12 protein-coding genes and 1 tRNA gene are annotated in these 13,783 nt (G+C 33.2%); 2 read left to right on the forward strand and 11 right to left on the reverse strand.

Annotated elements, in window-relative coordinates; translation table 11 throughout:
- Positions 1-265: 265 nt before the first annotated feature.
- The 9 genes from V5787_RS08780 to polA form a co-directional block, all read right to left on the reverse strand.
- A complete protein-coding gene (locus V5787_RS08780) occupies positions 266-1,477 on the reverse strand; it encodes a 3-phosphoshikimate 1-carboxyvinyltransferase (protein WP_336892869.1) in 1,212 nt (403 codons plus the stop codon).
- Positions 1,470-1,736 carry a hypothetical protein gene (locus V5787_RS08785; RefSeq protein WP_336892870.1) on the reverse strand — a complete coding sequence of 89 codons (267 nt, stop codon included), beginning with the start codon at positions 1,734-1,736 and terminating at the stop codon, positions 1,470-1,472. The genes V5787_RS08780 and V5787_RS08785 overlap by 8 nt, the downstream gene beginning before the upstream one ends.
- A 1-nt stretch (position 1,737) precedes the next feature.
- Complete coding sequence (locus V5787_RS08790; RefSeq protein WP_336892871.1) at positions 1,738-2,064, reverse strand: nucleotide pyrophosphohydrolase; 327 nt, start codon at positions 2,062-2,064, stop codon at positions 1,738-1,740.
- Positions 2,065-2,161: 97 nt separating this feature from the next.
- Positions 2,162-2,803, reverse strand: coding sequence for a leucyl/phenylalanyl-tRNA--protein transferase (gene aat / locus V5787_RS08795; RefSeq protein ID WP_336892872.1), 642 nt, complete (start codon positions 2,801-2,803; stop codon positions 2,162-2,164).
- 81 nt (positions 2,804-2,884) lie between these two features.
- Positions 2,885-3,853, reverse strand: coding sequence for a translation elongation factor Ts (tsf, locus tag V5787_RS08800; protein ID WP_336892873.1), 969 nt, complete (start codon positions 3,851-3,853; stop codon positions 2,885-2,887).
- 50 nt (positions 3,854-3,903) lie between these two features.
- Positions 3,904-4,728: a 30S ribosomal protein S2 gene (gene rpsB / locus V5787_RS08805; protein WP_336892874.1), complete on the reverse strand. Its 825-nt coding sequence runs from the start codon at positions 4,726-4,728 to the stop codon at positions 3,904-3,906.
- A 179-nt stretch (positions 4,729-4,907) separates the two neighbouring features.
- Complete coding sequence (rpsI, locus tag V5787_RS08810) at positions 4,908-5,294, reverse strand: 30S ribosomal protein S9 (protein ID WP_336892875.1); 387 nt, start codon at positions 5,292-5,294, stop codon at positions 4,908-4,910.
- A 2-nt stretch (positions 5,295-5,296) separates the two neighbouring features.
- The gene (gene rplM, locus V5787_RS08815; protein ID WP_336892876.1) at positions 5,297-5,752 is read right to left on the reverse strand and encodes a 50S ribosomal protein L13; all 456 of its coding nucleotides are present in this window, start codon (positions 5,750-5,752) and stop codon (positions 5,297-5,299) included.
- A 202-nt stretch (positions 5,753-5,954) separates the two neighbouring features.
- The gene (polA, locus tag V5787_RS08820) at positions 5,955-8,768 is read right to left on the reverse strand and encodes a DNA polymerase I (protein ID WP_336892877.1); all 2,814 of its coding nucleotides are present in this window, start codon (positions 8,766-8,768) and stop codon (positions 5,955-5,957) included.
- A gap of 226 nt (positions 8,769-8,994) precedes the next feature.
- Between polA and V5787_RS08825 the strand changes: the two genes are divergently transcribed.
- A complete protein-coding gene (locus V5787_RS08825) occupies positions 8,995-9,291 on the forward strand; it encodes a thioredoxin family protein (RefSeq protein WP_336892878.1) in 297 nt (98 codons plus the stop codon).
- Here V5787_RS08825 and V5787_RS08830 read toward each other — a convergent pair.
- Entirely contained in the window at positions 9,288-9,923 is a 636-nt protein-coding gene (locus tag V5787_RS08830) for a polysaccharide deacetylase family protein (protein ID WP_336892879.1), read from the reverse strand. The genes V5787_RS08825 and V5787_RS08830 overlap by 4 nt on opposite strands.
- A gap of 12 nt (positions 9,924-9,935) precedes the next feature.
- A complete protein-coding gene (locus V5787_RS08835) occupies positions 9,936-13,010 on the reverse strand; it encodes a DUF2723 domain-containing protein (RefSeq protein ID WP_336892880.1) in 3,075 nt (1,024 codons plus the stop codon).
- Between the two features lie 222 nt (positions 13,011-13,232).
- On the opposite strand from V5787_RS08835, the gene V5787_RS08840 reads away from it, so the two are divergent.
- Positions 13,233-13,303 (forward strand) — tRNA-Gln (locus tag V5787_RS08840).
- Positions 13,304-13,783: the final 480 nt, after the last annotated feature.

A 13,783-nucleotide genomic window follows, 5' to 3' on the forward strand; every position in this document is an offset into this window, starting at 1 on the left:
TAAGAATATTTATTTGACTAAAAAATGTAGCTTTTATCTTTCTTGTGCGTAAATCACAAATGCTATCTGCAAAAGTAGGTGTTATTTGTAGTTTCATGGCTTGAATATACATCTTAATAAGCTAACAAACAATGATTTACAGCCTAAGTTTGGGTCTTTGTTTTTGTCATGTACCTTGCAACGGTCTTGCATAGCCTAGGTTACGGGTCTGTTTTATTTGAAATATAAAGGAAATAGAAACTAATTTGATGTTTATTTGGTGTAATTACTGAAAATTAGAAAAATCTTCCCAGAAAGTAGGGTAGGATTTTGAAACTACAGCTGGTTCATTTATGATGATTGATGTTTTTAGCAGCAAGGGAGCAAAGGCCATTGCCATTCTGTGATCTTGGTAAGTATTTATAGAGATGTTACTTTTTATTTGTGTTGAATTTTTTAAATGCAGACTATCATTCGTAACAGAAATTTCCGCTCCTAATTTTTTTAATTCAACATCTAGTGCAACCAAACGATCGGTTTCTTTTATTTTTAAGGTATGTAGTCCTGTTAAATCACAAGCGATTCCCATTCCAAACGCTGTTACCGAAATAGTTTGTGCAATGTCTGGTGCTTTTATTAAATCAAAACTAACAATTTCTGGGTTTGTGAAATTATTTACCTTTTTTAAAGTGATGCTGTTTTCTTCAAAAGTAGTTTGAACACCGAAACTTTTGTAGATTTCAGAAAGTACGCTGTCTCCTTGTAAACTTTTTTGTTTGTATGAACTCAGTTTTATTCTTCCGTTAGTACTTAAAGCAACCAAACTGTAATAATAAGATGCAGAGCTCCAGTCCGATTCTACTGTGATGTTTTTATTTTCAATAATTGATTTTGGAGATATTTTTATTAATGAACCTTCGAAAAAAGTTTCAATTCCCACTTCATTTAACAAACGTAATGTCATTTGAATATAAGGAACTGAGGTGATTGCACCTTCAAATTCTAATTCGATTCCTTTTTCTAAGCTAGCTGCTATCAATAATAAAGAAGAAATATATTGACTACTTACATTTCCGTTAATCGTTATCTTTCCTCCTTTTAATTTTGTGCCTTTAATTCTAAGCGGAGCAAAACCTTCGTTTTCAACATAAGTGATGTTTGCGCCAAGTGTTCTTAATGCATCCACTAATATTCCAATAGGGCGTTCTTTCATTCTACCTGAGCCAGTAAGAGTAACTTCAGAATTTTCTTTGATAGAAAGGTAACTAGTTAAAAAACGCATTGTAGTTCCAGCATGACCAATATTTATTTCCTTTTCCGTTGAAGAAATGGCTTTTATCATCAGTTTGCTGTCATCAGAGTTAGATATATTCTCAATCTCGAGGTTTGAATACAATGCTTGTAAGATTAATAAACGATTTGTTTCGCTTTTAGATCCTGTGATTTGAATTTCTTTGACTAATCTCCCTGTAAAGTGTGTTAATTTTAAACTATCCATTGTGTCTATTCCCTTGTGCTTTTTTTTCTCTTTTTCTTGTGAAATAAGTCATTGCTATTCCGTATACGATTCCTAATGCCACTCGGATAAAAATAAATTTTGTCCAAGTTCCATCTGCTATACTATTATTGATAGCATCTAAGTTTCCAAACCTAAAATAGGTTGCTCCTGTTAATACCAAAGTTAATAGTAATAAGAAGCTTACGGTAAACCGAGCAGCTACTTTCCAAAAAGGAACTTCTAAAATATTTTGATTCATATTATTTTAATTTTTTGTTGTTATGATGACGATCATGATCTCTGTTTGTTTTGAAATCTAATTTCTTGTCAAAAGCTTTTTGAAGATCAATACCAGTTTGATTCGCTAAACAGAAAACCACAAAAACAACATCTGCCAATTCCTCACCTAAATCTTTGTTTCTGTCACTTTCTTTTTCACTTTGTTCACCGTAACGTCGAGCTATAATACGGGCGACTTCACCAACTTCTTCAGTTAGTTGAGCCATATTGGTCAATTCGTTAAAGTAGCGAACACCGTGTTCTTTAATCCATTTATCAACAGTTAATTGTGCGTTTTTTATGTCCATTCGTCTAATTGTTTAAACATAGCAAATATAAGCAAGTCTTTTAAGATAGTGGCTAATGAAAATGACAAACAGTATCCAAGATGTTGATTGGAGTATTTTAATTGTTTTTTAAAATAGAAAGGAAAATGTCACGTGGTATTTCTTCAGCACCTAGACTGGCTAAGTGATCATTGTAAACTTGGCAATCTAAGAGTTTGTAGTTCTCCTTTTTTAGTTTTTCAACAAGATATATAAAGGCTATTTTAGAAGTGTTACTGATCTTAGAGTACATGCTTTCTCCACAAAAGACATGTCCTAGATCCATGCCATACAATCCGCCAACAAGTTCTCCGTTTTGCCAAACCTCTACTGATTTTGCGATGCCTTGTTTGTGTAATTTTATATATGATTGTTGCATGTCTTTTGTAATCCATGTGCCCAAACCGTCATTTCTATCTATGGTTTTGCAATTAGCAATGACTTCTTCGAAGTTTTGGTTAAATGTTACTGTAAATATGTTTTTCTTCAAAATATTTCGCATACTTTTAGAAATCTTTAGTTCATCTAAGAATAGAACCATTCGAGGATCTGGACAATACCATACGATAGGTTCATCTTGGCTATACCAAGGGAAGATTCCATTAGCGTAAGCATGTATAAGCCGTTCTGAACTTAAGTCTCCCCCTAACGCTATGACTCCTTCTTCTGTTACCTGTTCCACGTTTGGGAAATTGATATCTGTATCTGAAAGCCAATGCATATAGTGGGAATATTATGGATTATATAAAACAAAAAAGGCTGTTTGAAAACAAACAGCCTTTTTGAAAAAATGATTTGTAAATTAACCTAAAGAAACTCTAGAGAAATTTACTACAGAAACGTCACCTACAGAACTTACGTACTGAGCAACTGTTTTCTTTTCGTCTTTGATAAATTTTTGATCTAAAAGACATTGTTCTTGATCTAAAGTAGTATTGTCAGAAATAAATCTTTCCAGTTTTCCTGGTAAAATTCTATCCCAGATTTTTTCTGGTTTTCCTTCAGCAGCTAATTCCGCTTTTGCAGCTTCTTTAGCTTTTGTTAATACCTCTTCAGTTAATTGAGACATAGAAATAAATTGAGGTACATTTTTCAATGTTTTTCCTAATCTTTTTAATTCAATATTGTCTTTTTCGATAACTGCAATACGAGCTTCGGTTTCAGAAGCTACAAATGCAGGGTCAAAATCTTTGTAAGACAAAGAAGTTGCACCCATAGAAGCAGCTTGCATAGCTAAATCTTTAGCTAAAGTTTCAATTCCATCGATCTTAGCTGATAAACCAACTAATGAAGCGATTTTATTTCCAACGTGAATATACGAACCAACGTAAGGAGCTTCAATTCTTGTGAAATCGTTGAGGCCAATTTTTTCACCGATAACTCCTGTTTGTTCGATTAATTTTTCAGCAACAGTAATTCCACCGAAATCAGAAGCTAAAAACTCTTCTTTAGTCGTGTAGTTTAAAGCTTGTTCCGCTAATTTAGTAGCCATAGCAACAAAACTTTCGTTCATCCCTACAAAATCAGTCTCACATGCTAATACGATAGATACACCAGCTGTATTGTCAGCGTTTACTTTTGCGATTGCAGCACCCTCAGAAGAATCTCTGTCAGCTCTTTTTGCAGCTATTTTTTGTCCTTTTTTTCTAAGAACTTCAATTGCTTTGTCAAAATCACCTTCAGCTTCTACTAAAGCTTTTTTACAATCCATCATTCCAGACCCAGTTGCTTTACGCAACTTCATAACGTCTGCAGCTTTTATTCCTGCCATGATATTATACTTTTATGTTGTTTATTAAACGAGTTAAATGAATAACAATATTATTTTTCTTCTTCTTCTTTTACTTCAGGAGCAACAGCAGTTGGAGAAGCAGTCTCTATTTTAGCAGCAGGAGTTGGAGCAGCAGTTTCTACTTTAGCAGCAGGAGCTAGAGTAGCTTCAGCTTTATCTTTCGCAGATTTCCTGTTACTTAAGCCGTTTGCAATTGATTCAATTAAGAAACCGATTACTTTTTCAATTGATTTAGAAGCATCATCATTAGCAGGGATTACAAAATCTATAGCTTTTGGGTCAGAGTTTGTGTCAACCAAAGCGAATACTGGAATGTTTAGTTTTTGAGCTTCAGAAACAGCAATGTGCTCTTTCTTTACATCAATAACAAACAATGCAGCGGGTAAGCGAGTCATGTCAGAAATAGAACCTAAATTCTTTTCTAATTTTGTTCTTTGACGATCGATTTGTAATTGCTCTCTTTTAGATAAAGCATTAAAAGATCCGTCAAGTTTCATTCTATCGATTTGAGCCATTTTTTTAACAGCTTTTCTGATAGTAACAAAGTTAGTTAACATTCCTCCAGGCCATCTTTCAGTAATATAAGGCATATTTACAGATGCAGCTCTTTCAGCGATAATGTCTTTAGCTTGTTTTTTAGTTGCTACGAAAAGAATTTTTCTTCCTGATGCAGCAATTTTTTCTAAAGCTATAGCAGATTCTTCAATCTTAGCAACTGTTTTGTAAAGGTCAATAATATGAACTCCATTACGCTCAGTATAGATATAAGGAGCCATGTTTGGATTCCATTTTCTTGTAAGATGTCCGAAGTGTACACCTGCATCCAATAAATCTTTAATTTCGATGTTTGCCATTTTGTTATTTGTTTACGTTCTCTATGAATAGCAATAATTAAGTAGCGTTTTATTATTTGACGGTCTTAATTATTTAGATGCTAAACAAACCCTGCCTAAACAGGGTTTCGATAACTTGATTATAATTAGTTTTGTAAAGTCCATAAAAGACTTTTGAATAAAAAACCCAATAAAACGGATTAACGTTTCGAGAATTGGAATTTTTTTCTTGCTTTCTTTTGACCAAATTTCTTACGTTCAACCATTCTTGGGTCTCTAGTAAGTAAACCTTCTGGTTTCAAAATTGCTCTATAGTCAGGGTCAATTTCACACAAAGCTCTAGAGATAGCCAAACGAATTGCTTCTGCTTGACCAGTAACTCCACCTCCAAAAACATTAACTGTAATATCGAAAGATTCGACATTTTCAGTTAAAACTAAAGGTTGTTGAACTTTATATTTTAACGTAGAAGTTGTAAAGTAGCTATCATAAGCTTTTTTATTAACTGTAATATTTCCTTTTCCTTCTTTTAAGTAAATACGAGCTACAGCCGTTTTTCTTCTTCCTATTTTGTGAATTGTTTCCATAATTATCTAAGGTCGTTTACGTTAAATGATTTAGGCTCTTGAGCAGTTTGTTTGTGCTCAGTTCCTGCATATACATATAAGTTTCTGAAAAGCGCAGCACCTAATTTATTTTTAGGTAACATTCCTTTTACAGCTTTCTCGACTAAACGAGTAGGATCTTTTTCAAACATTTCTGTCGCAGTTAAAGATCTTTGACCACCTGGATAACCCGTATGACGGATGTAAGACTTGTCAGTCCATTTTTTTCCAGTTAAAATAATTTTTTCTGCATTGATAACAACTACATTGTCTCCACAATCAACGTGAGGAGTGAAGTCTGTCTTGTACTTACCTCTAATTAGCATTGCTACTTTAGAAGCAAAACGACCCAATGTTTGTCCGTCCGCATCAACAACTAACCACTCTTTTTTGACAGTGTTTTTGTTTGCCGATACTGTTTTGTAACTTAATGTGTTCATACACTATTAGTTTTTGTATTGATTAATAATATTTTTTCCCTTTTAAAAGGGCTGCAAATATAAGAACAATTATCTACTTGAACAATAGTGTTTTTAAATATTTTACTAGCTGTTTTATAGGCAGATGGAGTTGAGCAAAAACCATCTGTTAATTCTGAGTGAATAAGGGGGTGGTATTTGTGTTTTTCTCAATGTAAATTTATCAATGTGCTTGTAGCCAGTTGTCTCCAGTTCCAACTTCAACATCTAAAGGAACTAAAAGTTTAAAGGCATTTTCCATTTTGTTCTTGATGATTGGCTCCAGTGTTGATAGTTCGTCCTTATGCATATCAAATACCAATTCATCATGTACTTGTAATAACATCTTTGATTTGTATGTATTAGTGTCGAAATGTTTTTGAATATTGATCATTGCAATTTTGATGATATCAGCAGCACTTCCTTGGATCGGTGCATTTACTGCATTTCTTTCATCTCCAGAGCGTACCATTCCGTTTTGTGAATTGATGTTTTTTAAATAGCGTCTTCTACCTAAGATGGTTTCTACATAACCATTGTCTCTCGCAAAATCTACTTGTTTTGCCATATATGCCTTCAGGGTTGGATATGTTTCATAATAGGCTTCTATAAGTGATTTGGCTCCTTTTCGTGTCATTCCTGTTTGGTCTGCTAAAGCAAAAGCTCCTTGACCGTATAAAATTCCGAAGTTTACTGCCTTTGCATTCCCTCTTTGCTCTCTTGTTACTTCTTCAAGCGGGATTCCAAATACTTTTGCTGCTGTTGTAGCGTGGATATCTTGTCCTTCTTTAAATGCCTGAATCATATTTTCTTCTTTGCTTAATGATGCGATTATTCTCAATTCTATTTGAGAATAATCCGCTGCAAATAAAACATAATTGTCGTCTTTTGGAATAAAAGATTCTCTTACTTGTTTTCCTCGTTCTGTACGAATAGGAATGTTTTGTAAGTTCGGATTGTTAGAGCTTAATCTGCCTGTAGCTGCTACCGTTTGTCCGTATGTTGTATGAATTCTATTTGTTTTTGGATTTACTTCATTAGGAAGCGCATCGATATAGGTGCTTTTTAATTTAACCAAGCCTCTCCACTCGATAATTTTCTTGATAATAGTGTGCTCTGTGGCTAGTTTAGAAAGGACATCTTCATTTGTAGCATATTGACCTGTTTTTGTTTTTTTAGGTTTTTCAACGAGATTCATTTTTTCAAACAAAACAATACCTAGTTGTTTAGGCGAAGCTAAATTGAAATCTTCACCTGCTTGACTATAGATGCTCGTTTCTAAAGCATCAATATCTTTGCTAATTGTCTTAGAGAGTGTCTTTAAGTAGGTTGTGTTTAAATTAATTCCTTCTATTTCCATTTTTGCTAGAACGATTAGCAATGGGATTTCTATTGTTTTGTACAGTTTTGTTAGTCCGTTTGTTTCTAGTTCTTTTTCGAAAATTGGTTTTAATTGAAAAGCGATGTCCGTATTTTCAATGGCGAATTCGGCTTGTTTTTTTAATTCAGCGTCTCCAAACTCTATTGTTTTTTTGCCTTTTCCAGTAACTGTCTCTTCCAAGATAGTTTGGTAGTTAAGGTGGTTTTCTGCCAGTACGTTTATTTGATGACGCATATCTGGATTTAATAGATAGTGTGCTAGCATTGTGTCAAACAATTGGCCTTTTACAGGGATTTCAAATTGACCCAGTACTTTGATGTCTCGTTTTAGGTTTTGTCCTATTTTAAGTATGTTTTCATTACAGAAAAATACGTTGAAATCTTTTAGAATTTCTAAAGTAGAGGTTTCGTCTTTAGGTAAAGTCAAAAAGTAGCCTTTTCCACTTTCATATGTAAAGGAAATACCAATAATATTTAATTCGGAGGAGTCCGTTTTTACTTCAAAACAGACTTCTTTCTGAAGTAAAAGGTTTGAAAGTAATTTTCTTCTCGCTGGATGTGTGTTAACATATTGATAAACGTGATCACTAGTTGCAATAGTTTGGAATCCAGTATGTGTCTTTTCTTCAATATAAGGAGAAGAGAATAGATCTAATTGTGATGTTTCTGATTCTTGTTTTTTCTTTGTTTTTCCTTGAACTATTTCATCCGGATTGGTTACAGTGTTTTCAGGTTGTTTGAATAATTTTTGTATAGTTTCAAGTGTTCTTCTAAACTCAAGTTCTTGAAAAATATCATTTACTTTTTGGAAATCAGGAGAAGTTAGGATATAGTCTTCTGCATGAAATTGAACAGGGCAGTCTAGTATGATCGTTGCTAGTTGTTTTGAAAGGATACCGAGGTCTTTGTTTGCTTCGATTTTTTCTTTCATTTTACCTTTTAATTCATGGGTGTTTTCAAGCAAGGTTTCCATGCTTCCGTATTGCTTTAAAAATTTTTTGGCAGTTTTGTCTCCAACTCCTGGAAGTCCAGGGATGTTGTCTACAGCATCACCCATCATACCTAGATAGTCGATAACTTGTAATGGGTTTTCTATTCCAAATTTTTCTTTAACTTTTTCTACGTCCCAAATTTCAATACCATTCCCCATTCTTGCAGGTCGATACATAAAGATGTTTTCTGAAACCAGTTGAGCGTAATCTTTATCTGGGGTAACCATATATACTTGGTATCCTTCTTTTTCAGCTTGTTTGGATAGAGTGCCAATTAAATCATCCGCTTCAATTCCTTTATGTTCTATGATTGGTATATTCATAGCTTTTAATATTTCTTGAATATATGGAACTGCAATTTTTATAGCTTCTGGTGTTTCTTGTCTGTTTGACTTGTACTCCGAGTAGGCCTCTTTTCTGACATCAGACCCTCCTTTATCGAATGCAACTGCTAATAAATCTGGTTTTTCGCGTCGGATAACATCTAATAACGAATTAGTAAAACCTAAGATGGCTGATGTATCCATACCCTTAGAATTGATTCTTGGGTTTTTAATTAATGCGTAATAACCTCTAAAGATTAATGCGAATGCATCGAGTAGAAATACACGTTTTTGAGTGGCCATAATATATGTTTTTTGATGAAGCTGTAAATGTACAGAAAAGGTTTGAAATTTTGTGAGTTGTATTGTAGCGAAAATGTTGTTAATAAATTAAAGTTAAAATTATGGTGTAATAAAAATTATTTTTTTAAGGAAATATAAATTCTGTATCTTGCAGAAGGTTTTTCGTGTTTTTTAGCAATAAATACAAGTAAAACAAAGAATAAATAAAAATGGTAGCCAACGAATTATGACGAAATTTGGAGAACTAATAAATTTGGACATTCCTGTATTAATTGATTTTTATTTTGACTGGGATAAAACAGGAGAAAACCCACAAGAGGTTTTACGTGATGTAGTGGCAGCTTTAGGAGATAAGGCAAAAGTTATAAAAATAGACATCGATAAAAATGAAATTCTTGCAGATGCCTTAAAGGTAAAAGCGAATCCTACTTTTATAATTTATAAAGAAGGTCAAATGAAATGGCGTCAGTCTGGTGAGTTAGATGCAAAGACTTTGATTGGATTGGTTCAGAAATATGCTTAGGTAATTGCTTTAAAACGATATCCTTTTTTTTTAAAGTGTTCTAATACCTTTGGTAGTACATATTGTATATGTGCTGAGGCTTTTATACTGTCATGAAAAACGATTATCGAACCTGATTTCGCGTTTTTTAGTACGTTTTTTAAACATTTTTCCTTGTTTATATTCGAATCGAAATCTGCACTTAAAACTTCCCACATAATAATTTTATATCCTTTGTCAATTATTTTTATTGACTGTTTCGCTGTGATTTTACCATAAGGAGGTCTAAAGAGTTTTTTTGAATTTGATTTTCTCTCCAAAATCCGCTCTGTTTTTAGGATGTTTTCTAAATAGACATCTGAGGGAGTATTCCAACCTTTTAAGTGGTTGTATGTGTGATTTCCGATGCTATGACCATTAGCAGTGATCTTATTAAAAGTATCAGAATGTTTTTTAATGTTTTTTCCAATACAAAAAAAAGTTGCTTTTGCATTGTGTTGTTCTAGTTGATTTAGAACCCACTCAGTAATCTTAGGAGTAGGTCCATCATCAAAAGTTAAATATATTTCTTTGTCTGTCGTAGAGATAGACCATGTCTTATTTTTAAATAATCGTTGTACCCACTTTGGAATTTTTACAAATAATGCATTCATGGGCGGTAAATTTTATTCCATTATATCTTGATATAGTTTTACATGATTGATAAATTCATCTTCAATGTTTTTTATATAAGTTTTATCTTTTTCGTAAGTATTAACATCCCTTAAAACACTTCTATACATGTTTAAATTAAGTTCAATTTCATCAAAGGTAAAGTTCAACCAAGAATCGTCAAATCTACTGTAGTAAACTAATTTTTCTTGAAATATTTTGATCAAAGTTTCTGATACATCACGCGCTTTTTCTGTTTTGTTTATTTTGTAGTAATATTCAGGATAACCTAAGGATATTCCGTAATGCCCGTAGTCTTCAATAGGCATTTCAAAAAGACTTAAGTCTAAGATTTCTTCAGCCTTTTCAAATTTATTTTCTTCAATTAAAGCTTCGGTCAAACGCATTAAATTATTTCTAAAAGAAATGGAGTTTTTCCTAGATTCAATGTCTAAATAAATGTCTTTTGAGTTGATTTCTGTCCAATCCCATCCTGTTACTTTTTCATACAGACTTTCGGTATAAATTTTCCCCATGTCAAACATACTTCCTTGGTTTGTGGTTTTTATCGGGATAAACTTATAACAAAGACCATCCAATTGAAGATAATCTTTTAACCAAATGTATTCTTCATCGGCGTTGGCGCCTCCTGTAAAGTATATTGGGTGTTTCCAATTGTTGTTTGCTAAGATATCTAACATTAAAATTCTATTCTTTGTAAGACCTTGTTCGTCAATGTCAATATCGATATAAGGAACAATTAAAGTAGAGTCTTTTGCGGGAACTAAGCCGCTTTTCAGAACAAGCTCTTTGTCTACTTTTAATCTGATTTTATTGGTTGGATAGAATTTTTCTTTATGTCCATTTTCAGTTTCAAAATAAGTTCTTTCGTCGCTTGAAGCTATCCATTTCATGAAATCTTTGATGTCCCATCTTTTTTCAGTTTGAGGGAAGTGATAAGCAACATCTAGAGTTCCATGTTTGTATTGATCATGTGTCAATTGAGATGGAATAGGGTCTGCTTTATAGGTTTTTCTCTTCATTTGATCAATATACCAATCTGTTGCAAAAAGACTTGTATTGATAAGTTTGACGTCAGTACGGTAGTTTTCCATTTCTTGCATATACCATAGAGGAAAAGTGTCGTTATCACCAATAGTAAACATAATTGCATTTTCGTCACAAGAGTCTAAATAAGCCCTTGCATTAAAATGAGCTGTGTATTTTCCAGATCTATCGTGGTCATCCCAGTTCTCAGAAGCCATTAATGTTGGGACTGCTAAGAGTGAAATAACGGATACGGCTAGTGCAATAGTCTTGGGGTTTGCAAATTTCTTCAAGTAATCAAACAATGCATATACTCCAAATCCTATCCATATGGCAAAGATGTAAAAGGATCCTACGACGGCATAATCTCTTTCTCTCGGTTCAAATGGTTTTGGGTTCGTGTAAAATATAATTGCTAACCCTGTAAATACAAAAAACAGAAATAATGTATAGAAATTGTTTTGATCTTTTTTAAGTTGAAAAATAAGACCTATAATTCCTAAAATTAAAGGGAAGAAGTAATATTTGTTTCTTCCTTTGTTATTTTTGATATCACTAGGCAGGTCAGTTTGTGGTCCTAGTCGCATTTCGTCAATAAAATTAATCCCACTAAGCCAATTACCATTATGGATATCAAGAGTTCCTTGCTCGTCATTTTGGCGACCTACAAAATTCCACATCAAATACCGACCATACATATAGCCGAATTGATAACTGAACATAAATTTAATATTTTGTGCAAATGTGGGTCTTTCTTTGCTCTCAGGATCTATTCCTGCAACAGATTTATAGTTGTCTATGACACTTGGATTTGTCATTCTAGGGATAAAGCCTTTATGTTCATCAGTATAAACAGGCATTGAGTTTTTGTAGTTGTTTACAATCACATATTTACCCGCTTTTTTGTCTTTTTCGTACTTAGGCTTCCCGTCTTCGTAGATGGAATTACCGCTGTCATCTTTCTTTTGTTCACGGTTGTAAGTGATTGAATAATAAGTGTCATAAAAAACATTGGCATCTCCGTATTGTTCTCGATTGAAGTAGGCTAGAAGTTCACGTGCACTTACTGGTTTGTTTTCGTTGATTGTTGTATTGGCGTTTGAGCGAATGGGTAACATTAACCAACAAGAAAAACCGATCATAATAAATAAAACAGAAAGGGTAAGGGTATTTGCCTTTACCATTCGTTTAGATCGTGTATATTTTAATGCATAAAAGAATCCTGCGATTAAGGCAATCCCTGCAATGAGACTACCAGAGTTGAAAGGAAGTCCGAGACTATTAACAAAGAAAATTTCTGTGATGCTAAAGAATTTTAGCGTAAAAGGGAATAAGAATATAAATACAAAAGCTAAAACAAGAACAGCGGCTATGTTTGCGATAATAAATTTTTTATAATCAATTTCTTTGTAATTTTTATAGAAATAAACAAATACAATTGACGGTATTACAAGTAAAGAAAGGATATGAACACCAAAGGAAAGACCAACAACAAAAGAGATTAACAGGAGCCATTTATTTCCTCTAGGAGTGTGCATTTCATTTTCCCATTTTAAAGCTAGCCAGAATAGCAATGCCATTAATAAGGAAGACATGGCATATACTTCAGCCTCTACAGCACTATACCAAAAACTATCAGAGAATGTATAGGCTAAAGATCCTACCAATCCACTTCCTAATACTGCGATTGCTTTACTATCTGAGAATGCACCAGATTTTAAAGCAAGTTTTTTTGAAAGATTGGTAGTTGTCCAAAACATTAGCAAAATTGTAAATGCACTAGATAAACCTGACATGAAATTTACCATTTTGGCTATTTGTGTTGGCTCAGAAGTAAACATTGCGAAGAAAGCTCCAAGCATTTGAAACAAAGGAGCGCCTGGAGGGTGACCTACTTCTAGTTTTACAGAGGTAGAAATGTATTCACCACAATCCCAATAACTAACAGTTGGTTCAAGCGTTAATGTATAAGTGATTAGGGCGATAGCGAATATTACCCAACCTAAAATGATATTTAATTTTTCGTAGTTCTTTAAAAACATAATTTGTTTTGTGATATATGAGTGCGAATTTAATAATTAAAAGTGAATACTGTTGCAAAAAGGGGCAGCATACTTTGATCAATTTGCTTTTTTTATATGTTATTTAACATATATCTGACTGATTGTGAGTTGGGATTTGGTTATAAAAAAACACTCATAAAAAGACAAAATTTATTTGTAGAATTGAAACTTTATCTTACATTTGCAGCCGCAATAAGCAATTGACCCATGGTGTAATGGTAGCACTCCGGTTTTTGGTATCGTCAGTCAAGGTTCGAGTCCTTGTGGGTCAACAAAAGTGTATTGTAAAAAGTTAATCCTTATAGGGTTAGCTTTTTTTCTTTGCGTAATTGCCCAACATTTTTCATAAAACTCATTTCAAGTATAATTACAGCAAATAAAAAAGCCTTAGATTTCTCTAAGACTTATGTGGGCTAACTAATATGTTTCTCGACTCAATGCACGGTGTTGCTCCCATCACTCCACTAGGGCTAGCTCAATCCTTACTAAAACATAAATGCTTACAACAAAGGTACTAAAAAACATAACCTCAATTTAATCAAAAATTGAGATTACCCAGTAGTCTAATGACTTTCCTCCATTCAATAACTTAACGCAACAAATCTAAATTTATAGATTTGTAAAATGGTAGTAAAAAAACATCGCCGACTTACCCTAAAAGAAAGGGTGATTATTCAGACTCTTTTAGAAGAAAAAAAGAACAAAACATACATTGCTAAAATACTCAACAGAGCTCGCTCTACAATTAGTAG

The sequence above is a fragment of the Flavicella sp. genome (assembly GCF_037132785.1).
Classification (GTDB): Bacteria; Bacteroidota; Bacteroidia; order Flavobacteriales; family Flavobacteriaceae; genus Flavicella.